The organism is Streptomyces sp. BF23-19, assembly GCF_041106355.1.
In the GTDB taxonomy this organism is placed as follows: domain Bacteria; phylum Actinomycetota; class Actinomycetes; order Streptomycetales; family Streptomycetaceae; genus Streptomyces; species Streptomyces virginiae_A.
Map to the genome: position 1 here is coordinate 73,264 of NZ_JBGBPT010000005.1, position 19,000 is coordinate 92,263.

Annotated in this window: 18 protein-coding genes and 1 pseudogene; 9 read left to right on the plus strand and 10 right to left on the minus strand. The window is 73.1% G+C overall.

Annotation, left to right across the window (positions count from 1 at the left end; all coding sequences use genetic code 11):
- The first annotated feature begins 24 nt into the window (after nt 1-24).
- Complete coding sequence (locus AB8A24_RS04620) at nt 25-1,926, plus strand: serine hydrolase (protein WP_369474810.1); 1,902 nt, start codon at nt 25-27, stop codon at nt 1,924-1,926.
- 22 nt (nt 1,927-1,948) lie between these two features.
- Here AB8A24_RS04620 and AB8A24_RS04625 read toward each other — a convergent pair whose 3' ends face one another.
- From AB8A24_RS04625 to AB8A24_RS04640, 4 genes are all read right to left on the minus strand, one after another.
- The gene (locus AB8A24_RS04625; RefSeq protein WP_369474811.1) at nt 1,949-2,323 is read right to left on the minus strand and encodes a VOC family protein; all 375 of its coding nucleotides are present in this window, start codon (nt 2,321-2,323) and stop codon (nt 1,949-1,951) included.
- Between the two features lie 9 nt (nt 2,324-2,332).
- On the minus strand, nt 2,333-2,890 hold the full coding sequence (locus tag AB8A24_RS04630) for a hypothetical protein (protein ID WP_328964633.1): 558 nt from the start codon (nt 2,888-2,890) through the stop codon (nt 2,333-2,335).
- A gap of 137 nt (nt 2,891-3,027) precedes the next feature.
- Nucleotides 3,028-4,431, minus strand: coding sequence for an alpha/beta hydrolase family protein (locus tag AB8A24_RS04635; protein WP_369474813.1), 1,404 nt, complete (start codon nt 4,429-4,431; stop codon nt 3,028-3,030).
- Nucleotides 4,432-4,856: 425 nt separating this feature from the next.
- Nucleotides 4,857-5,486 carry a TetR family transcriptional regulator gene (locus AB8A24_RS04640; protein ID WP_328964631.1) on the minus strand — a complete coding sequence of 210 codons (630 nt, stop codon included), beginning with the start codon at nt 5,484-5,486 and terminating at the stop codon, nt 4,857-4,859.
- Between the two features lie 94 nt (nt 5,487-5,580).
- Here AB8A24_RS04640 and AB8A24_RS04645 point away from each other — a divergent pair, with 94 nt between their 5' ends.
- A complete protein-coding gene (locus tag AB8A24_RS04645; RefSeq protein ID WP_369474815.1) occupies nt 5,581-6,789 on the plus strand; it encodes an FAD-dependent monooxygenase in 1,209 nt (402 codons plus the stop codon).
- Nucleotides 6,790-6,829: 40 nt separating this feature from the next.
- On the plus strand, nt 6,830-7,279 hold the full coding sequence (locus tag AB8A24_RS04650) for a nitroreductase family deazaflavin-dependent oxidoreductase (RefSeq protein WP_266387751.1): 450 nt from the start codon (nt 6,830-6,832) through the stop codon (nt 7,277-7,279).
- Between the two features lie 105 nt (nt 7,280-7,384).
- Here AB8A24_RS04650 and AB8A24_RS04655 read toward each other — a convergent pair whose 3' ends face one another.
- Entirely contained in the window at nt 7,385-7,792 is a 408-nt protein-coding gene (locus tag AB8A24_RS04655) for a PPOX class F420-dependent oxidoreductase (RefSeq protein ID WP_033213962.1), read from the minus strand.
- Between the two features lie 236 nt (nt 7,793-8,028).
- Between AB8A24_RS04655 and AB8A24_RS04660 the strand changes: the two genes are divergently transcribed.
- Nucleotides 8,029-8,478 (plus strand): hypothetical protein, encoded by a 450-nt coding sequence (locus AB8A24_RS04660; RefSeq protein ID WP_328964629.1) that lies wholly within the window; start codon nt 8,029-8,031, stop codon nt 8,476-8,478.
- A gap of 154 nt (nt 8,479-8,632) precedes the next feature.
- Here the strand turns inward: AB8A24_RS04660 and AB8A24_RS04665 are convergent, their stop codons facing one another.
- Genes AB8A24_RS04665 through AB8A24_RS04675 form a run of 3 tightly spaced genes read right to left on the minus strand, consistent with a single transcriptional unit; the run spans nt 8,633 to nt 13,241 of the window.
- Nucleotides 8,633-10,201, minus strand: a complete 1,569-nt coding sequence (locus tag AB8A24_RS04665; protein WP_328964628.1) for an NAD(P)/FAD-dependent oxidoreductase — start codon at nt 10,199-10,201, stop codon at nt 8,633-8,635.
- Entirely contained in the window at nt 10,198-12,309 is a 2,112-nt protein-coding gene (locus AB8A24_RS04670) for a serine/threonine-protein kinase (protein ID WP_328964627.1), read from the minus strand. Before AB8A24_RS04670 ends, AB8A24_RS04665 begins: the two co-directional genes overlap by 4 nt.
- A gap of 26 nt (nt 12,310-12,335) precedes the next feature.
- On the minus strand, nt 12,336-13,241 hold the full coding sequence (locus AB8A24_RS04675) for an oxygenase MpaB family protein (RefSeq protein ID WP_369474818.1): 906 nt from the start codon (nt 13,239-13,241) through the stop codon (nt 12,336-12,338).
- Nucleotides 13,242-13,381: 140 nt separating this feature from the next.
- Here AB8A24_RS04675 and AB8A24_RS04680 point away from each other — a divergent pair, with 140 nt between their 5' ends.
- Nucleotides 13,382-13,774 carry a TOBE domain-containing protein gene (locus tag AB8A24_RS04680; protein WP_328964625.1) on the plus strand — a complete coding sequence of 131 codons (393 nt, stop codon included), beginning with the start codon at nt 13,382-13,384 and terminating at the stop codon, nt 13,772-13,774.
- A gap of 231 nt (nt 13,775-14,005) precedes the next feature.
- On the opposite strand, the pseudogene AB8A24_RS04685 reads toward AB8A24_RS04680, so the two are convergent.
- Nucleotides 14,006-14,477, minus strand: a pseudogene (locus AB8A24_RS04685) (trehalase-like domain-containing protein); the annotation flags it as partial.
- 274 nt (nt 14,478-14,751) lie between these two features.
- On the opposite strand from AB8A24_RS04685, the gene AB8A24_RS04690 reads away from it, so the two are divergent.
- A complete protein-coding gene (locus tag AB8A24_RS04690) occupies nt 14,752-15,315 on the plus strand; it encodes a MepB family protein (protein ID WP_369474819.1) in 564 nt (187 codons plus the stop codon).
- The gene (locus AB8A24_RS04695; RefSeq protein ID WP_369474820.1) at nt 15,312-15,725 is read left to right on the plus strand and encodes a VOC family protein; all 414 of its coding nucleotides are present in this window, start codon (nt 15,312-15,314) and stop codon (nt 15,723-15,725) included. The genes AB8A24_RS04690 and AB8A24_RS04695 overlap by 4 nt, the downstream gene beginning before the upstream one ends.
- A gap of 15 nt (nt 15,726-15,740) precedes the next feature.
- On the opposite strand, the gene AB8A24_RS04700 is transcribed toward AB8A24_RS04695, so the two are convergent.
- Entirely contained in the window at nt 15,741-17,207 is a 1,467-nt protein-coding gene (locus AB8A24_RS04700) for a sialidase family protein (protein WP_369474822.1), read from the minus strand.
- A 465-nt stretch (nt 17,208-17,672) separates the two neighbouring features.
- Between AB8A24_RS04700 and AB8A24_RS04705 the strand changes: the two genes are divergently transcribed.
- Both AB8A24_RS04705 and AB8A24_RS04710 read left to right on the plus strand, forming a co-directional pair.
- The gene (locus AB8A24_RS04705; RefSeq protein ID WP_369474824.1) at nt 17,673-18,044 is read left to right on the plus strand and encodes a hypothetical protein; all 372 of its coding nucleotides are present in this window, start codon (nt 17,673-17,675) and stop codon (nt 18,042-18,044) included.
- A gap of 108 nt (nt 18,045-18,152) precedes the next feature.
- Nucleotides 18,153-18,998 carry a hypothetical protein gene (locus tag AB8A24_RS04710; protein ID WP_369474826.1) on the plus strand — a complete coding sequence of 282 codons (846 nt, stop codon included), beginning with the start codon at nt 18,153-18,155 and terminating at the stop codon, nt 18,996-18,998.
- The last annotated feature ends 2 nt before the right edge of the window (nt 18,999-19,000 follow it).

The following is a 19,000-nucleotide window of genomic DNA, read 5'->3' on the forward strand; positions in this document are numbered from 1 at the left end:
GGTTGCGGACGAGGAGGACCGGACATGGCAGCGGACACGGGGGCCGAAGCGGTGGCGGAGGTCGGCACGGAACGGCCGGGCGGTGTCGGCCGTGAACGACCGCACGACCGCGGGCAGGGAGGCGACGGCGTGGCCGAACCGGGCCGCGGGCTGAACCGGCGGCGCCTGGGGGCGCGGTTGCTCGCGCTGGGCGGGGTGCTCGTCCTGCACGCGGCCCTCCCGGGCTCCGCGGGCGCCGCGGGCGGGCCCGCCGAGCGGCGCGCGCTCCAGGGGCTGCGGCTGCGGTACGGGTCGGCGCGCCAGGCGGGCCTGTCGGAGCAGCACCTGGAGGGGGTCGCGGACGAGGCCCGGCGTTTCCTGGGCCCCTCCCCCGAACACCCCTACTACGCCGGGGCGGTGGTCCTGGCCGGCCGGGGCCGCACCATCGCCCTGCATCGCGCCATGGGGTACGCGGTCCGGTACGCGGACTACGACGGCCGGGCCGACCGGGTCCGGGAGTTCCCGGCGGCCGAGCGGATCGCGATGGCCGAGGACACCGTCTTCGACCTGGCCTCGCTGACCAAGCTGTTCACCTCCATCCTGGCGGTGCAGCAGATGGAACGCGGGCGCCTGGAGCTGGAGGCTCCGGTGTGCCGGTACCTGCCGGAGTTCGTCGGGGGCGGCAAGGAGATCATCACGGTCCGCCAGCTGCTCACGCACACCTCGGGGTTGCGTTCCTGGGCACCCTTCTACCAGGAGTCCACGCGGGAGGGGCGGCTGAGGCTGCTGTGGTCGGTCCGACCGCAGGAGACCCCGGGGACCGTCTACCGGTACTCCGACCTCAACCTCATCGCGCTGCAACTGCTCCTGGAACGGATCACCGGTCGCACTCTGGACACACTGCTCCACGACGAGATCACCGCTCCGCTCGGAATGCACCGCACTCGTTACAACCCACCGCTCTCCTGGCGCCGAGTGATCGCCGCCACCGAGGTGCAGCGCCCGCCCTGGTCCGGCCTGGACCGCGGGCTGGTGTGGGGCGAGGTCCACGACGAGAACGCGTACGCGCTCGGCGGCGTCGCGGGCCACGCCGGGGTCTTCGGCACCGCCTGGGATCTGGCCGTCCTGGCCCGCGCCCTCCTCGACGGCGGGGTCTACGCGGGCAGGCGCATCCTGCGCCCCGCCTCCGTCGAGCTGCTCTTCACCGACTACAACACGGCCTTCCCCGGTGACGACCACGGCCTCGGCTTCGAGCTCTACCAGCACTGGTACATGGGCGCCATGGCCACCCCGCACTCCGCCGGGCACACCGGCTTCACCGGTACCTCCCTGGTCCTGGACCCCTCCACCGACTCGTTCCTGATCCTGCTCGGCAACTCCGTCCACCCCGTACGGACCTGGCGGGCCGGCAGCGCGCCGCGGGTCGCGGTCGGCAACCGCTTCGCCCGCGCCGTCCCGGTCCGTACCCGGCACGGCGGGGCGGCCTGGTTCTCCGGCATCCGGCCGGGCGCCTCGGGCACCCTCACGCTGCCGCCGCTCGGCCCGGCGACGGCCGCCGCCCGGCTGCGCTGCGCCGTGTGGTGGGACACGGTGCCGGGCGAGGGCGCCCTGCACCTGGAGGCCTCCGCCGATGGGGAGCACTGGGAGCCGCTGCCCTTCAGCACGCTGCGGTCCACCGGCGGCACGCCCGAGCAGTGGCCGCGGGGCTCCGTGAGCGGCTGGTCGGGTCGCGTCTGGCACCGCCTCGAAGCCCCCCTCACGGCCGCCTGGGCAGGTCGCGAGGTACGGCTGCGCTTCCGCCACACCGCGACCGGCCGCTACGTGGGACGCGGGGCCTACGTGGACGTCGTCCGCGTGGCGGAACCGGGCCGGCTGCTCTTCGCGGAGGACCGCCCGGCCGACGCCCACCGCATCGAGGCCATCGGCTGGACCCGATCGACGGACTGACCGCTCCGACCGGGTCCGTGACTCAGTCTCGGACCAGGCAGAAGGGGTGCCCCGCCGGATCCGCGTAGATGCGCCAGCCGCGCCCGTCCGAGCCGTCGAGCAGTGTCCCGCCGGCCGCCAGTACCTCCTCCTGGGCCCGGTCCAGGTCCGGGACGCCGAGGTCCAGGTGGAACTGCTGCGGCCGGGTGGGGTCGGACCGGCGCGGGGGCACGTGGTTCAGGGCCTGCTGGAAGGCGAGGACCAGGCCCGAGGGCGTGTGGAGCGTCGCCCAGCTCTCGTCGAGCGCCCAACGCCGGTCCTGCTGGTTGACGTTCCCGCCCAGCAGGGACCGGTAGAACTCGGCGAGCGACTGCGGATCGGGGCAGTCCAGGACCACGCACTGCAGTTCAGCGATCATGGTCGGATCCTAGAGCGTGTCCGATCGGTCGGACCGGATCGGGGAGCTGCGCCGATGCTTGCCGCGGGTGGCGGGCCGGACCGGGTCCTGCCGGGCGGCGCCGGGCGGCCAGAGGACCTCCACCGGTAGCCCCCGCGCACGGGCCGCGGCCACCGCGTGGCCCGTCCCGCCCTGCCTGCCGCCGGCCCCGCCGTCCCACACCGCGACCAGGAGTTCGGCCCGGCCGAGCAGGAGTCGGTTGGCGGCGGCGTAGGCGTCCGTACCGGCCCTTCGATAGGGCATGACCTCGACCTCGGCGGCGGCCTCCAAGAGGCGGTCGAAGGCGACGGCGTCCGGACCCTCCCGCATCCGCGCCCGGTAGTCGTCCGAGGGGAGCACCGCCACCAGCCGCCCACCCAGGGCGAGTACGGCATTCCCGAAGACCGTGTCGGCGCCGGGGGCCAGGCAGGACATGCCGGTGAGCTCCGCGGTCGGGTAGCGGGCGAGCAGCGCGCGCAGCGCCTCCTCGACCGGCGCGACGCTCGCCCCGGTGAGGTTCGCGTGGCCGGTCACCGCGATGGTCGCCATGGCAGTACTGCTCCGCTTCGGGGGTCGGTGTCGTCGCCGCGGGCGGGCGACGACGTCCCCATGATGCGGAGTCGGTGCGGCGCCGGCCAGAAGTGCGTGTCCTGGCGGGACCGCGTCTCCTGGCGGGGAGCCGTTCGTCAGCGGTCCGGGAGCGTCTTCCGGAGCCAGTCGAAGACGACTTCGCAGTGCAGCTGCGGGGCCATCGGGGAGCAGTGCAGCTGCGCGCCTTCGGCGGCCGTCAGTTTCAGGTAGTCCTTGGGCGAGGTGAGGGCGTCGTACATGCGGCGCGGCTGGCCGGGGTAGAACTGCTCGCCCTCGTAGTCCAGCACCAGGGTGGGGGCCTTGATCCGGCCGACGACATCGGTGATGGACAGCGCCTGGATCCGGGTGGCGGGCGTGTAGAAGTCGGTGAACAGCTTGCCCTGCCGCGCTTCGAGCATGGCCGGGATCGAGAAGGGCTCGAAGCGCTTCTTCATCACGTCGGCCGCGTCCGGAGGCAGTTCGGGGACGACCTCCTTGTTCCAGATGTCGTTCGTCTCCTGCTTGTCGGGGGTGAGGATCTGCCGGATCTCGGGTGGGAAGCCCAGCCACGGCTCCAGACAGCCGGGCATGGCGACCAGCGCGGCGATCCGGGTCTCGAAGGCGGCCGCCCGCGGGGCGAGGTCGCCCGCCATGCTCAGACCCGTCAGGGCGATCCGGTCGGGGTCCACGTCGGGGCGGGCGGACAGCCAGTCGACGAGGGGCGTGACGACCTCCTCCCAGGTGGGCGTGAACACCACCTGGTCCACGAAGAACAGTTGTCCCTGGCCCGGCCCGTCGTAGACGAGTGCGTTCCAGCCGCGGTCCAGCGCGGCAGGGACCCCGTAGGTCCACATGTCCACGTTCTGGCCGTCGCTCCCGTTCGTCAGGATCACCGTCGGGCGGGGGGTGTCGCTCGTGTCGGGGCGGAAGAACCACACCGGCAGGGGGGTGCTCCCGTAGGGGACGTTCGCCTTCACCGGGGCGGGCTCGCACAGGTCGCAGAAGGTGTCCCAGGCTCCGCGTCCCGCCTTGTAGAGCTGTTCCTCGCTGCCGGGGTCGTCCGACCCGAGGACGAAGAAGAGCGCCTGGCCGTAGTACTGGGCGGCGCGCAGCGCCCGGAACCGCTTGGTCCGGCCGTCGGCCGGCGCGCCCGGAGGCGCCTTCAGCAGTTGGTCACCGAGGGTGCGGAAGGTCTTCACGTACGACTGGGCGCTCAGTCCGGAGTCGTTGATCGTGTTCACGGCCGTGAGGACCTCGCCGACCTCGGCGGCGCCGGCGCCCGAGGCGCCGAGCGCGAGGAGCCCGTTGAAGTTGTAGCCCGGGTCCTTGAACAGGGTCATCACGCCCGGGGTGATCCCGCCGGCGGCCGCGGTGGGGGTGGCGGTGCCGCCGCCCTCCGCCGCCGGAGCGCCGGAGGCGCCGCCGCGCGCGCAACCCGCCGCGAGGGCCGCACCGGCCCCGGCGGTGAGCAGGGCGCGTCGGGTGGGGCCGGAGTGCCGATCGCCGGGTATGCGGTTCATGCCTCCGGAACGTAGCGCCGACCCGGCGCGCCGGCCTGCCGTCCCGCCCCGCGCGGTCCGCGCCGAGCCCTGGGCCCGCGCCCCGGCCGTCGCCCGGAGCGGCAGGTGGCGGGGCCGGGGGCAGGGGCAGCGGCGCGGTCTTCCGGGGGGCGCCGGTCTTGCGCCGTCCGGGGGACGCGGCGCCGGGTTTCCGAACCCCGACCGCCTCGGCGGGACGCCGGCGGCGCCGACCGCACGCAGCCCACCGTACGTATGGGCCCCGACCGGCCGGGGGGGGTGGCCGATCGGGGCGGGCCCGGGCCGACCGGGGGGGAAGGCCGGCCTGGGCGTATGAGGGTGGGCACGCGGTCCCACACCTGAATGAACGATAAACCAATCCGGGAAGTTCCCGGCCGAGGCCACGGCCTCCGGTGCCACTGCCGGGGTCAGCCCTCGGCGAGGACCGCGTCGAGCATCCGCCGGGTGATGGAGGTCAGTTCGGCGAGGTCCGGGGCCGGGCGGGAGCGGGCGAGGGCGCCGGCCAGCCGGTCGTAGAGCAGTCCGTCCGTCCAGGCGACGAGCAGTTCGGCGGCCTCCTCGGGCCGCCGCGCCCCGAGGGCGGCGAGAATGCCCGAGGCGCGGGCCCGGGCCCCCTGGCCCGCCCGGTGGAAGTCCGCCTCCAGTTCGGGGTTGCGGGCCGCTTCGAGGCTCAGCTCGAAGCGGGCCAGCTGGCGCGCGCGGCCCACCGTCAGCCAGCGGTGCAGCAGCCCGGCCAGCGCGGCCGCCGCCGTCTCCCGGTCCGCCGGCGGGGGCGCGGGCGGGCCTTCGCCGCCGACGTCGCCGAAATCACCGACATCGCCGAGGTCCAGCTCGGCCAGTCGCGCGTAGCAGGCCCCGATGAGCGCCGTCCTCGTACGGAAGTAGTACGAGGTGCTCCCGGCCGGCAGCCCCGCCGCGCCGTCGACCGCGCGGTGGGTCAGGCCCCGGAGCCCGGCGGCGGCGACGAGGTCGATGGCGGTATCGGCGATCAGCGTTCTGCGATCCGCCGCGGGCGGGCTCGAATGCGGGGTGGACATCAGTCCACTCTACAGCTGTAGAGTTACACCATCGGACTCTACAGATGTAGAGGATCCGGCAGAGGAGAACCGAGGAAGAGGAAGCGGGGGACTCATGTCGGCAGTTCAGCGTCACGCGGTCGTGGCAGGCGCGGGGATCGGCGGGCTCACCGCGGCCCTGGCCCTGCACCGCCACGGTTGGCGGGTCACCGTGTGCGAGCGGGCGGCCGGGCCGACCGCCGTCGGCGCCGGGATCGTGCTCGCCCCCAACGCCCTGCGCGCCTTCGACACCATCGGCTTCGACATCACCCGCACGGCGGGCCGCGCCGTCCCCGCCGCGATGGGCCTGCGCCGCCCGGACGGCCGCCGGCTCAGCCGCGCCGACACCGTCGCGTCGGCGGCCCGCTTCGGCGGCCCGCCGCTCGCCCTGCACCGCTCGGCCCTCGCCGACGCCCTGGCCGCCGCCCTCCCCACCACCGCGATCCGCTACGGAGTCGCCGTCACCTCCGTCGACGACGCCGACGGCTCCCCCGTGGTCCGCACCGACGCCGGCGACCTCGACGGCGCCGACCTCGTCATCGCCGCCGACGGCATCCACAGCCCGCTGCGCCGCCAGTACTTCCCCGAACACCCCGGCCTGCACCACAGCGGCGAGACCGCCTGGCGCACGGTCCTGCCGGCCGCCGCGAGCCTCACCGGAACGGCGACCGCCGAGACCTGGGGCCGCGGCGAGCGCTTCGGCGTGGTCCCGCTCGCCGACGGCCGGACCTACCTCTACGCCACCGCCGTCGTCCCGGCGGGCCGGCGTCCCGCCGACGTCCGCGCCGAACTCCTGCGCCGCTACGGCACCTGGCACGACCCGATCCCGGCCCTGCTGGACCGGATCGACCCGGCGGCCGTGCTCCAGCACGACCTGTACGACCTGGCCGCCCCACTCCCCCGCTTCCACCACGGACGCCTGGCCTGGCTCGGCGACGCCGCCCACGCCATGACCCCCAACCTGGGTCAGGGCGGCTGCCAGGCCGTCGAGGACGCCGCGGTCCTCGGCCACCTGCTGGCCGGCGCCGGCCCCACGGAGGTCCCGGCCGCCCTCGCCGCCTACAGCGCGGCCCGCTGCGCCCGCACCGACGCCATCCGCGTCCGCTCCCGCCGGGCCGGGCGGGTCGCCGCCCTCAGCCACCCCCTCGCCGTGGCCGTCCGCGACCTCGCCGTCCGGGCCACCCCGGCCCGGGTCACCGGCCGGGCGATGGCTGCGCTGTTCGACGGATTCGCGCTCCCGGACGGAATGGACACCGTGCCCACGGGCGTTGGCGCTCGTTGGTGAGGTTCGCTGACTGTTTCGACGCGAAGGCAGGCGCAGGCACATGACGACCGACATCGACTGGGACCACCCGACCGATCCCAGGGAGGGAACCTGGCAGCTGGACCACGTCAAGCTCTACGCGGGCTCGGGCGGCTCGGAGGGGCAGTACTGGAACGGCACCCAGACCCTCCTGCTCACCACCCTGGGCCGGGTGTCCGGCAAGCCCGTGCGGACCCCGCTCATCTACGGCGAGGCCGACGGCGGTTACCTGGTCGTCGCGTCCAAGGGCGGCGACCCCGCGCACCCGCTCTGGTACCGGAACCTCTCCGAGCACCCCACGGTCCGCATCCAGGTCGGCACGAAGATCATGCAGGGGACGGCCCGTACCGCCACCCCCGAGGAACGCGCCGCGTACTGGCCGGTGATGGTCGGGCACTGGCCCGCGTACGACGAGTACCAGACCAAGACGGACCGCGAGATCCCGATCGTCGTCATCGAACCCACCGGATGACCACGACGGCCCGGCACGTGCCCGAAGGCGCGTGGACGGGCCGGAGCGCGCACCGCGGGAACGGGCCCACGGGAGTCCTCCTCCCGTCGGCCCGGCCGGGACGCGTCAGATCGAGCCGACGACCTTGCGCGGGGTGACGCGCACGACGACGCGCTGGGCGTCCTCCTTCGACGCCGGGTTGAAGTCGGCGTAGGCCTTGCCCGTGTACTTGCGCGACAGCGCGTCGATCAGCTCCTGCCCACCCTCCGTGGTCAGGTGGGCCGTGCCGCGGACCTCGGCGTAGGAGTAGGGCGCGTCCGCCGGGTTGATCATGACGGTGACCCGCGGGTCCGCGCGCAGGTTCTTCTCCTTGCGGCGGCCGACCGTCGTGGAGACCAGCAAGTCGTCGCCGTCCCGGGTGAGCCAGGTGATCGACAGCTGCGGGCTGCCGTCCGGCTGGATCGTGGCCACGGTCGCGAAGACCGGGCTGTCGTCGATGAGCTTCTTCAGGTCGTCGGAGAGTGCGGCGGACACGCGGCGGTTCCTTCCCTCGGCTGACTGCCCTCCCCGGGCCGATTGGCCTCGGAGGGGACCGGCAACGGACAGCCTGCAAAATCGCCGCCGTCCCGGGGGCCCGGCGGGCGGACGCGGTACGCACGATCCACCCGTCCGGCCGAGCGAACTCGCACCGCGGCGGCCGCCTTCGGGCCGGGTCGTGGCCGCGCGGTGGCGGCTTCTACGATGGCCGGGTCGACGAAGGGGGCAGCGCAGTGGATCTCGTACCGCCGGTACCGGAGCGGAGCCATGGGCCGTACGCGTTGGACGCGGACGGGATCGCGGCTCTGCTGGCCCGCTACGCGTTCGGTGACGCCTGTGTCCGCCGCGTCGTCCTCGATCAGGAATTCGGTCCGCGGACGCGGGGGCGCGTCGCCCGGATCGTGATCGATGCCCGGGTCGTGGCGGAGGACCTCCGGTGGGAGCCGGTGTGCCTGGACCTGACGGGCGTACGGCACCTGCGGATCGACGAGAGCCGGCACTTCTCCTGGGTCCTCTACGATCCCCCGATGTTCACCCATTTCGACGGGCTCATGCGGGTGGATCTGTGTGCCGAACGCTTCGGCCGCTCGTCCCCGCAGAACGCGCGGGAGGTCTTCGAGGGTTCGGACCTGGTCTTCGCGGCGACCGGTGGCACCTGGAGCGCCCTGCGGCCGTGGAGCTGAGCAACCCGGCCTAGGCCGTCTCTTTCGGATCTTGCCGGGTCCGCGCCGCCCGGCACGGCACCGGACGACGCGAACCTGACCGACAAGATCCGAAAGAGACGACCTAGTGCTGTGACCGGAAAGATCCACCGGGCAAACCTTTCCGGCCACAGCACTAGTGCCCGAGTACCGCCATCGCCGCGTTGTGCCCGGGGACCCCGCTGACGCCGCCGCCGCGGACCGCGCCCGCCCCGCACAGCAGTACGTTGCGGTGGGCGGTCTCCACGCCCCACCGGCCGCCCGGGTCGGCGTAGGGCCAGGACAGGTCGCGGTGGAAGATGTGGCCGCCGGGCAGCCGTAGTTCGCGTTCCAGGTCCAGCGGGGTCTTCGCCTCGATGCACGGGCGGCCGTCCGCGTCGAAGGCGAGGCAGTCGGTGAGCGGTTCGGCGAGGTGCGCGTCGAGCTGCGCGAGGGTGGCCGTCAGGAGCACCTCGCGGGCCTGCTGGTTGTCGTGTCCGAAGAGCCGGGCCGGGGCGTGCAGGCCGAAGAGGGTGAGGGTCTGGTAGCCCTGCTCCACCAGTTCCGGGCCGAGGATCGTCGGGTCGGTCAGCGAGTGGCAGTAGATCTCCGAGGGCGGTACGGAGGGCAGTTCGCCGGAGGCGGCCTCCGCGTAGGCCCGGGCGAGCTCGGCGTAGCCCTCGGCGATGTGGAACGTGCCGCCGAATGCCTCGCTCGGGTCCACCGAGGTGTCCCGGAGCCGGGGCAGTCGGCGCAGCAGCATGTTGACCTTGAGCTGGGCGCCCTCCGGGGCCGCGGCCGCGCCCGCGGCCGGGGTCTCGCCGAGGAGTTCGGACAGGGCCCTCGGCGAGGCGTTCACCAGGACCGTACGGCCGACGACCCGGCCCTCCCCGGCCGCCGTGCGGAACACCACCTCGGCCGGGGCGACCCCGTCCGTGTCGATCCGCAGCACCTCGTGGCCGGTCGCGATCTCGGCTCCGGCCGCCCGGGCCGCCGCCGCGAGGGCGTCCGTCAGCGCGCCCATGCCGCCGACGGGCACGTCCCAGTCGCCGGTGCCGCCGCCGATGACGTGGTACAGGAAGCAGCGGTTCTGCGCGAGGGAGGGGTCGTGCGCGTCCGCGAAGGTGCCGATCAGCCCGTCCGTGAGGACCACCCCGCGGACCAGGTCGTCGGCGAAGTTACGTTCCACGGCCTGCCCGAGGGGTTCCTCGAAGAGCATCCGCCAGGCGGCCTCGTCGTCGATCCGGGCCCGCAGCTCCGCCCGCGTGGGCAGCGGCTCCGTCAAGGTCGGGAACACCTTCTGGGCGACCCGCCCGGTGGTCCCGTAGAAGGCGCGCCAGTTCTCGTACTCCCGCTCCGAGCCGGTCAGTCGCGCGAAGGACTCCCGGGTGCGCTGCTCGCCGCCGCCGACGAGCAGTCCGCCGGGCCGCCCGCCGCGCTCGGTGGGCGTGTACGAGGAGATCGTCCGGCGGCGTACCGCGAACCGCAGGTCGAGGTCGCGCACGATCTTCGACGGGAGGAGGGAGACGAGGTAGGAGTAGCGCGAGAGTCTGGCGTCGACGCCCACGAAGGGGCGGCTGGAGATCGCCGCCCCGCCCGTGTTCCCGAGCCGTTCCAGGACCAGCACCGAGCGGCCGGCCCGGGCCAGGTACGCGGCGGCCACCAGGCCGTTGTGCCCACCGCCCACGATCACGTCGTCGTACACGTCCCGCCCGAAGGTCGTCATGGCTCTTGGTAGCACACCTGGCCGAGCCGCTCCAGACAGTGTGCCTCGTCGGCGTGGGCCAGGACCGTGTCGGGATGTTCGTCGCCGAGGGACCGTTCACGGATTCCGGAGAGGTCTCGGTAGATGGGCAGCGCCTCGTCCCAGCGGCCCAGCCGGCCCAGGCCTCCGGCCAGTTCCCGGCGGCTGACCAGGGTGTCCGGGTGCTCGGGACCGAGCACCTCGGCCCGCAGGGCGCCCACCTGACGGGCCTCGGCCACTGCCTCCGCCCAACGGTCCAGACGGCCCAGGTTGACCCCGAGGACGTGCCGGGCGCGCAGCGTCTCGGGGTCGGTGACCCCGTAGGCGCGGGTGCGGTCGCGGACCAGGGCCCGGAACAGGTCGAGGGCCAGGGCGCTCTTCCCGGTGCGGCCGAGCGCGATGCCGATCTCGTAGCGGGCGGCCAGGGTGTCGGGGTGGTCGCGGCCGAGCACCCGTTCCCGTACGAGGGCGACCTCGTGGAAGGCGACCAGGGCTTCCTGCCAACGGTCCAGGCGGCCGAGCGCGTACGCCGCCTCGTACCGGGTCAGCAGGGTGTCCACGTGCTCGGCGCCCAGGACGGCCGCCCGGTCGGCGGCGACCTCGGCGGCGGTGGCGTGGGCGTCCGCGAACCGACCCAGGGCGCCCAGCGCGCAGGCCAGGTTGTGCCGGCAGCGCAGGGTGTCGGGGTGGAGCGGGCCCATCGTCCGCTCGCGGGCGACGAGCACCGCGCGGTAGACGTCGTGCGCCTCCTGGTGGCGGCCCAGCCGACCCAGCTCGTACGCCGTCTCCTGGCGCGCCGCGAGGGTGTCGGCGTGGTCGGCGCCCAGGACCCGCGTGCGCCCCTCGGCGACGGCCGTGTACCCGGCGAGCGCCTCCGCGGGCCGACCCTCGCGACTGAGGGCGTACGCGCGCGCGTGGCCGGCGGCGAGCGCGTCGGGGCCGCTGCCGCGCGGGCCGGCGGGGCGCGGGAATCCGTACGCGGCGGTGAGCCGCGGGTCCTCGGCGGGCGCGGGTCGGACGATGGTGGTGGTGCCGGGGTGGACCGGGGGGTACTCGCCGCGCGGGCGCGGCACCGACGGCAGGCCGGCGGGGCGCGCGGCCGTCCAGGCTCCGGTGAGCACGGCCCATTCGCCGCTCGCGGGCCGGGCGTCGATCCCGGCCTTGCGTCCGGCGGTCATACCGCGGGCCCAGGGCGGGAGCGGGGCCTGGGCGCCGGGCAGCCCGCCCGGTCCCAGCCGTGCCTCGACGAGCCGGCGGTGCACGTGGCGGGCGTCGCCCGGCCGGTCCTCGGGGCGCTTGGCGAGCAGGTCGAGGACCACCTCGTCGAAGTAGCCGGGCAGCTCGGGGCGGTGCTCGCGCAGCGGTACGGGCGCGTTGTCGCGGTGGCCGACCAGCACCGACCAGGAGTCGCCGAGGTCGAAGGGCGGGGCGCCGGTGGCGATCTCGTACAGGACGCAGCCGAAGGAGTAGAGGTCGCTGCGGTGGTCGACCTCGCCGCCCGCGATCTGTTCGGGCGACATGTAGTGCGGGGTGCCCATGGCCATGCCGCCGCCGGTGAGCTTGGCGGTGAAGCCGATGTCGTGGGCGAGGCGGGCGATGCCGAAGTCGCAGATCTTCACGGTGCCGTCGGTGAGCCGCATGATGTTGGCGGGCTTCAGGTCGCGGTGCACGACGCCCTGGTCATGGGTGTAGCCGAGGGCGGCGGCCATCTGCTCGGCGATGTCGACGACGACGTCCACGGGGAGCGGGCGGGTGTCGTTGTCCTCCAGGAGCTGACTGAGGTTGCGGCCCTCCAGGAGCTCCATGACGAGGTACAGGGGACCGCCGGCGGCGCTGTCGTCACCGAAGTCGTGGACGACGGTGACCCCGCGGTGCTGGAGGGAGGCGGCCACGCGCGCCTCGCGCCGGAACCGCTCGCGGAGCACCTGGGTGAAGTGGGCGTCCTGCTCGGCACCGATCGGTTTGAGACACTTCACGGCGACCTGTCGGCCCAGCGATTCGTCCCGGGCGCGCCATACCTCGCCCATGCCGCCGCGCCCGATCAGATCGAGCGACCGGTACCGGCCCTGGATCAGTCTGGACTCCGCCATGTCTTAAAGCCGCCCCCGTGTTCGTGCTACGCCCTCCCCGGCCGGTCCAGTATGGCCGCTGATGTACGCAGTGTGTACGGCGAGGGGCGGCTCCCGGGGCCCATGCGACGCATCGCTTTCAAGATGTGACCTGGAGGCAGCTGCCAGCGTAGACCTGCGGGAATGCTGCGCAGTACGTGCCCGGTGAGGCGCAGGCGCCGGGTGATGCTGCGCGGGGCCGGTGCGGGCCGCCCGTACAGCTGGTGCGCCCAGCCCGGGAGGGAACCGTACGCCAGGCCGGCGATCGGCGGCCACAGCAGGTTTCGGCCACGCACGAGAAGGGGAGGGACGGGCGGGCCGCGCAGGAAGTCGTCGACGGCGAGGGCGTCGGGGCCGGCGGCGAGTTCGGGGCGGATCGCCTCGAAGTACGCGGCGAGCCCGGCGGTGTCGGCGGGGACCGTGGCCGGGTCGAGTCCGACGAGGCGGGCGTTCACCCGGTTCTCGTCGACGTAGCGGTCGGCCTGGGCGGGGGTGAGACGGACGCCGGAGCGGCGCAGGACGTGCAGGAAGCTGTCGATCTGCGCGCAGTGGATCCACAGCAGCAGCTCGGGGTCGTCGACCGGGAAGCGTGCGCCGGTGTCCGGATCGGTGGCGGACAGTCCGCGGTGGATCGTGCGGACGCGGAGGCCAGCGCGCTCGGCGGCCTCGGTGGTGCCGTAGGTGAGGGTGCCGACGAAGTCGGCGGTGCGCAGCAGCCGTCCCCAGGCGTCCCGCCGGAAGTCGGAGTTCTCCATGACCCCGCGGACGGCGCGCGGGTGGAGGGCCTGGAGGTAGAGCGCGCGGAGCCCGGCGATCCACATCATCGGGTCGCCGTGGCACTGCCAGGTGACGGACGACGGGCCGTACAGCCCCGGGTCGGCGCCGGGGCGCGGTCCGGTCACGGTGGTCCCCATCGCGTACCTCCCCGTCACAGGCGCCCGGCGGCTCCAGCCTACCGATCCGGGGCGGCGGTCGGCGGGACCTCGGGAGCCGGGCCGTCCCTTCCGGCTCTTGCCGAGCGCCGGAAGGGACGTCGGCGGCATAGAGTTGCGGCGTGCAGCTCTACACGATCGGCGAGGCCGCCCAACTCCTCCGCGTCAGCACCGACACCGCGCGCCGCTGGGCGGACGCGGGCCGCTTCCCGATCCTGCGGGAGGGCAACAAGCGGATGATCGAGGGCGTGCATCTGGCCGCTTTCTGCGTGGCGCTCGCCCAGGAGTCGGCCGAGGGGGACGGCGAGTCCGCGACCTCGGCGCGCAACGCGCTGCCCGGGATCGTGACGGCGGTGACGCTCGGCGAGGTCTCCGCCCAGATCGAGATCCAGGCCGGCCCGCACCGCGTGGTCTCCCTGCTGACCCGCGAGGCGGTCGAGGAGCTCGGTCTCGCGGTCGGCGTGCAGGCCGTCGCCCGGGTGAAGTCCACCAGCGTCCACATCGACCTCGACTGACCGGGCCGCCCGGTCGGCCCGCTCACTCCTTGTCGAGCTCCGTGTCGAGGGCGAGGGCCGCGACGATCAGGGCGAGGTGGGTGAAGGCCTGCGGGAAGTTGCCCAACTGCTCGCCCGTGGGCCCGATCTCCCGCGTTCACCGGCCGACAGCGTCACCGTGGCCCGTACGTCGCTCCCGTCGGCCTCCAGCGTGATGTGGCCGACGGCGTGCAGGTGGGCGGTGGTGCCCGGCGCCTCGAAGCGCGCGGCCGCACCGTCCAGGACGAGGGCGTGGGGGGGCACGCCCGTAGTCGAAGCGCGGCCGGCATTCCAGCGCGAAGCGCACGGAACCTCGTACCACGCGCAGCACCCGTACCACCCGGTGCCGGTCGGTGGCGGTGTGCGGATCGTCGACGGCCATGAAGTCGACCACCTCCCCCACGCCGTCCCGCGTGAGGAACCGGGTGATCAGGACGGCTGTGTCGGCGAGGTAGAGCTGGCGGGTGACGACTCCGGCGCTCTCGGTCCCGCCTTCGGCGGCGGGGGTGTCCGCGGTGATGGCGAAGTATCCGCCGCGGTCGTGGTCGAGCAGAGCGGCGAAGACGCAGGGTGAGTCGAAGCGGGGCGAGCAGAACCAGTTCAGCACGCCCTCGGAGGAGACCAGCGCGCACGTCTGGAGGTCCCCGATCAGACCGTGTTCGGCGATGGGCGGATAGGGACGCATCGGCCCTCCACGGTTCGCGGGGAGACCCTCTGACCGCGCGGGCCGCGCGGACCGCGGCTTCGGCCTGGCGTGGCTCGGGCCGCCCCTCATTCTCGGGTCCTGCGCCGGTGATCGCCACGCGGACCTCGCCCCCGGGAACCCCCGGACCCCCGGCCTCCGGACTCCGACTTCCGGACTGCGGGCCGCGGGACCGGGCCGCTGGGCCGCGGGGTCGGGCCGCTGGGCCGCGGGGTCGGGCCCTGGGGCCGGGCCCGCGTCATGACAGGGTGAGGGCATGACGACGCACCACGAACCCTCATCCCCTCCTCGCCTCCGGCCCTGGTCGGACACCACCACGGCCCACGCGGAGCTCGTCGCGGCGAAGGCGCTCGTCTACGACCCCTGCGGATTCACCTGCTCGCAGCCGGTCCCGGAGGCGGAGAGCGCCGACTACGCCGCCCACACCTTCACCGTGGACGGCCTCGCCGTCCGGTTCCGCGCGGCGAGGACGACCCCCACGAAGGTCGGCCAGTTCGTCACCGTCTGGAAGCGTTCACCGGAGGGTCCGATCCAGCCGTTCGACGCCGCGGACCCGGTGGACCTCTTCGTCATCAGTACGCGCGACGGTGAGCACTTCGGCCAGTTCGTCCTCCCCCTGGACGCGCTCCGCCGGCACGGGGTCGTCTCGACGGACGGCGCCGGCGGGAAGCGCGCCTTCCGGGTCTATCCGCCCTGGGTGACCACCACCAACCGGCAGGCCGGCAGCGCGCAGAAGTGGCAGCTGGAACACTTCCTGCCGCTGCCCCGGCCCGAGGACGGCCCCGTCGATCTGGATCGCGCCCGGAAGCTCTACACGTGAGCCGGCCGGTCGGCGGCACGCTGCATCACATCGAGCTGTGGGTGCCGGACCTCGACCGCGCGATCGCCTCGCTCGGCTGGCTCCTGGAGGCCCTGGGACACACCCCCTACCAGCACTGGGCCGACGGCCGCAGCTGGCGGCTGGGGCCGACGTACCTGGTCGTCGAACAGTCCCCGGCCCTCACCGCCGACCGGCACGACCGCTGCCGGCCGGGACTGAACCACCTGGCCTTCCACGTGGAGGACGCGGCGGCGGTCGACCGCCTGGCCGAGGAGTCCACCCGCCACGGCTGGCAGCTGATGTTCCCGGACCGCCATCCCCACGCCGGCGGCCCGCGGCACTACGCCGCCTACCTGGAGAACACGGACGGCTTCGAAGTCGAACTCGTCGCGCACACCGCCCAGGACTGAGCACGTCCGCGTCGGTCAGCGGGTGCGGAGACTGCCGGTGTACACGTCCGTACGGTTCTGTGGTGCGTCGGAGTGGGTCTCGGTGAGTACCGCCCGTACTCCCTTGCCGTCGGCCACCAGGCCTTGGTAGTCGCCGAGGAAGTAGCCCCCGGCGAACGGTGCCTGCAGCCAGTCGAAGATCCGCGAGATCTGTCGTTCGGTACGTCGCCGCGGGTCTCCGTGCGGCAGGGTGGCCAGCTGGTAGGCGGTGGGCAGGGTAGTCGTGTCGCCCGGCTCGAGGAAGCGCAGGTCGTAGTAGGTGAGTGCGACGGTGCCGCGCTCGTCGACCGCGATCGACGGGGAGAAGGCCGGCACGCCCGGCGGGCTGATCAGCTCCGGGGCTCCCCAGGTGCGTCCGCCGTCGGTGGAGCGCACCAGCTGGACGGAATCGAAGCTGCCGCCGGAGAAGTCCGAGCCCTCGTACGCCATGTAGAGCGTGCCCGTCTTCGGGTCGACGGCCGGGCTGGGCAGGGTGGCCGCGGCGCGCAGCGGCTTGGTGGGGTCGTTCGGGTCGACCTCCGGTACGGAGGTGTCCTCGGCCACGGTGACCGGGGCGCTCCAGGTCTCTCCGGCGTCGGTCGAGGTGACCATCGCGTAGTGGGCCTCGACGACGGTGCTCAGGTCCTCGGAGTAGGTGATCCGGTCGAAGAAGTCGTACAGGGTGCCGGTGTGCCGGTCGACGACGATCAGATGGCCGATGGTCTGGGTGTTGGGCACGGTGCTGGTGTCGACGAAGGGCCGGGCCCCGCTCCAGGTGCGGCCGCCGTCGCGGGTGACGGAGATGTAGCCCGGACCGTCGAGGGAGCTGGGGCCGGGCGGGTCGTTGTCGAGGCGGTTCCAGACCTGGTAGGCGGTGCCCTCGCGGATCGGATCGGCGGTGAGCGAGGGCTTGTCGTTGAAGAACGGCTGCTCGTCGACGTGCGTGGTGGTGAGGTTCTCCCAGGTGCGGCCGCCGTCGCGGGACGTGGCGGCCAGAAGGCCGGTGCGCGTGCTCTTGGTGAAGTCGACGCCCTCGCCGCTCGCGTAGACGGTGCCGTCCGGTCCGGTGCTCACCCAGGGGTCGGAGGCACGTTCGAAGTCCGCGCCGCCCGGGGCGCACAGGCTGAACGGCAGTGTGCTCCGGTGGAAGGTGTGGCCGTCGGTGGTCCAGCTCGCCGCCAGGCCCCGGGCGCCGCCGTCGTTCCAGCGGTCCTGCTGGAACACGGTGACCACGCGCTCGGGATCGCGCGGATCGACGGACAGGTACGGCTCCACCTCGGTGCCCGGGTAGACGACGCTGTCGGGGGACCTCGCTCCGATGGTGCACTCCGCGTACGGGTCGCCCTGGGACACCTTGACCAGTGGTGTGCCGTCGGGGGTCCGGTCCGCTGCGGCGGGAGTCGCGCCGGTGACCGTGACGAGCAGGAGCGCGGCGGTGGTGACGGCGGTCAGGGGCACGCGCATGCGGGATCTCCTCCGGGCCTGTCGGCTGGGGCACCGGGACGCCGTCATCGGGGCGGCCTGGGGCGCGGAGGCGTACCGGAAGGCGAGGGTGGGGCGACTCCGCTTGGTTCTTTTCGGCGTGGGAGTCGGTGCCCTTGATGAGCCGAACGACGGAGTCGTCCCCAAAGAGAGTCACAGGCCAGGTCGCGGTGCGGCGCACGGTTGTCCCTGGCCGAAGGGCCGTCGGCCCGCAGTGCCCGGCACGTCTTCCTGCCGAGCAGCACCCGCCTCGGCCTTCTGATGATCGCGGCCCCGGCCCTCCACCAGGGCCTCCCGGTCGCACCCGCATGACGCACGTGACGGAACGGTCCGACCCACCGGCAACTACCGGAGAGTAGTTGTCCCCAACGCCTCCTGGACCGCGTGTTGTCATGGGATGGTTCTCACGGTCTGCAGGGGAAGCGGGTCGAGGAGAGCGGGGTATCGGTGGTCGATCTCAGTCCTACGCAGCTGCTGATCATCGGCGTGATCGTGCTGGTCTTGGTCGCGCTCGTGGTCTTCGGGCTACGGCGAGGTTCGCTCCGGAGCGCCAGTCTCCGGGGAATGGGCATGGGTGCGCGTATTGAAGGCGCCCCGGAGTCGAAGCCGCTGACGGACCAGACGATTCAAACGGATGAAGTCAAAGCCAAGTCGTCATGGTTCAGGATCATGATTGGGGCGAAGACGTCGTTCAGGAGGTCGCGCTTCAAGAACAGCGTGGTGGAGATCGTGTCCGATGGTACGGGCGCCATGCAGGAGCCCGGTGACGGCCCTTCGTTCCCCCCGGGACCGTCCGGACCCGGCCAACACGCAGGCTAGGCCGTCTCTTTCGGACGTTGCCGGGCGACGCGGGTCAGGCACGTTCCGGAAGGAACGGCCTGGCCCACCGGAACAGCACAAGAAGGACCATGGGGGCGGGGGAAGCAGGTGCGCGAATCAGCGGACCGGCATAGGCACATCGACCGTGCCGACCAGTTGGAAGCGGCGGCACGCCTCACGGCGAGGGACACGGAGCGGGACGGCACAGGGCACAGGGAGCGGCAGGGGCTCTTCTTCGAGGGGCCCCGGGGCATCGGCAAATCTTCGTTGCTCTGGGAGATCTACGAGCGCCACGCCGCGGACGGCGCGTACTTCCTCGACCTGCCTCGCATACCCGCGGAGCATCACGTACTCGAAAGCCTGGCCATGCAGGCACGTGGGAATCAGGTCGACGTACCGAGCTACGAGAACACACGGACGAGGTTCGCCGAGCAGTCGGCGCAAACGCACGTGGACTTCGACAACGTTCGGATCAGAAACAGTACGTTCCAGCTCCTTGCGGCGGCACAAGACCGCACCCTGCAGACCGCCTCGCTCAGCGACGCCTTACTGGGGAATCTGGTTGCCGACGCCCGCAGGCCGGTCATCTGCCTCGATGGCTTCGAGGCCTGCGCGCAACCCATGCGGGACTGGCTGGGCCGGAGCCTGTTACCGAACCTGTTGTCCAGGAGGGAGATCAGCGTATTCGTGGCCGGACGGCAGTTGCCGAGCCTGACGCGTCCGTACACCAGCGCCGTGCGCACGCTGGTGTTGCCGCCGTTCGACGTGCAGGCCGTACAGGAATGGATCGAATCGCTCGGGATCATCAGCCTCAAGGACGAGGCCACGGCGATCCAGCAGGTTCATGGAGGCATCCCGGAGTTGCTCGACGAGTTCTTCGAACTCCACATCGAGTCGGCCGAGACCGGCGCGGGACATACACCGGGTGGTCCGGACGACGGCCGGGCGGGGTGACG

What these genes read in the sequence shown, in the direction of transcription:
- AB8A24_RS04645 (WP_369474815.1), top strand. Translation starts at nt 5,581, where the DNA reads ATGTCGGCAGTTCAGCGTCACGCGGTCGTGGCAGGCGCGGGGATCGGC.
- AB8A24_RS04665 (WP_328964628.1), bottom strand. Translation starts at nt 10,201, where the DNA reads ATGACGACCTTCGGGCGGGACGTGTACGACGACGTGATCGTGGGCGGT.
- AB8A24_RS04675 (WP_369474818.1), bottom strand. Translation starts at nt 13,241, where the DNA reads ATGGGGACCACCGTGACCGGACCGCGCCCCGGCGCCGACCCGGGGCTG.
- AB8A24_RS04630 (WP_328964633.1), bottom strand. Translation starts at nt 2,890, where the DNA reads ATGGCGACCATCGCGGTGACCGGCCACGCGAACCTCACCGGGGCGAGC.
- AB8A24_RS04690 (WP_369474819.1), top strand. Translation starts at nt 14,752, where the DNA reads ATGACGACGCACCACGAACCCTCATCCCCTCCTCGCCTCCGGCCCTGG.
- AB8A24_RS04640 (WP_328964631.1), bottom strand. Translation starts at nt 5,486, where the DNA reads ATGTCCACCCCGCATTCGAGCCCGCCCGCGGCGGATCGCAGAACGCTG.
- AB8A24_RS04650 (WP_266387751.1), top strand. Translation starts at nt 6,830, where the DNA reads ATGACGACCGACATCGACTGGGACCACCCGACCGATCCCAGGGAGGGA.
- AB8A24_RS04625 (WP_369474811.1), bottom strand. Translation starts at nt 2,323, where the DNA reads ATGATCGCTGAACTGCAGTGCGTGGTCCTGGACTGCCCCGATCCGCAG.
- AB8A24_RS04700 (WP_369474822.1), bottom strand. Translation starts at nt 17,207, where the DNA reads ATGCGCGTGCCCCTGACCGCCGTCACCACCGCCGCGCTCCTGCTCGTC.
- AB8A24_RS04670 (WP_328964627.1), bottom strand. Translation starts at nt 12,309, where the DNA reads ATGGCGGAGTCCAGACTGATCCAGGGCCGGTACCGGTCGCTCGATCTG.
- AB8A24_RS04620 (WP_369474810.1), top strand. Translation starts at nt 25, where the DNA reads ATGGCAGCGGACACGGGGGCCGAAGCGGTGGCGGAGGTCGGCACGGAA.
- AB8A24_RS04635 (WP_369474813.1), bottom strand. Translation starts at nt 4,431, where the DNA reads ATGAACCGCATACCCGGCGATCGGCACTCCGGCCCCACCCGACGCGCC.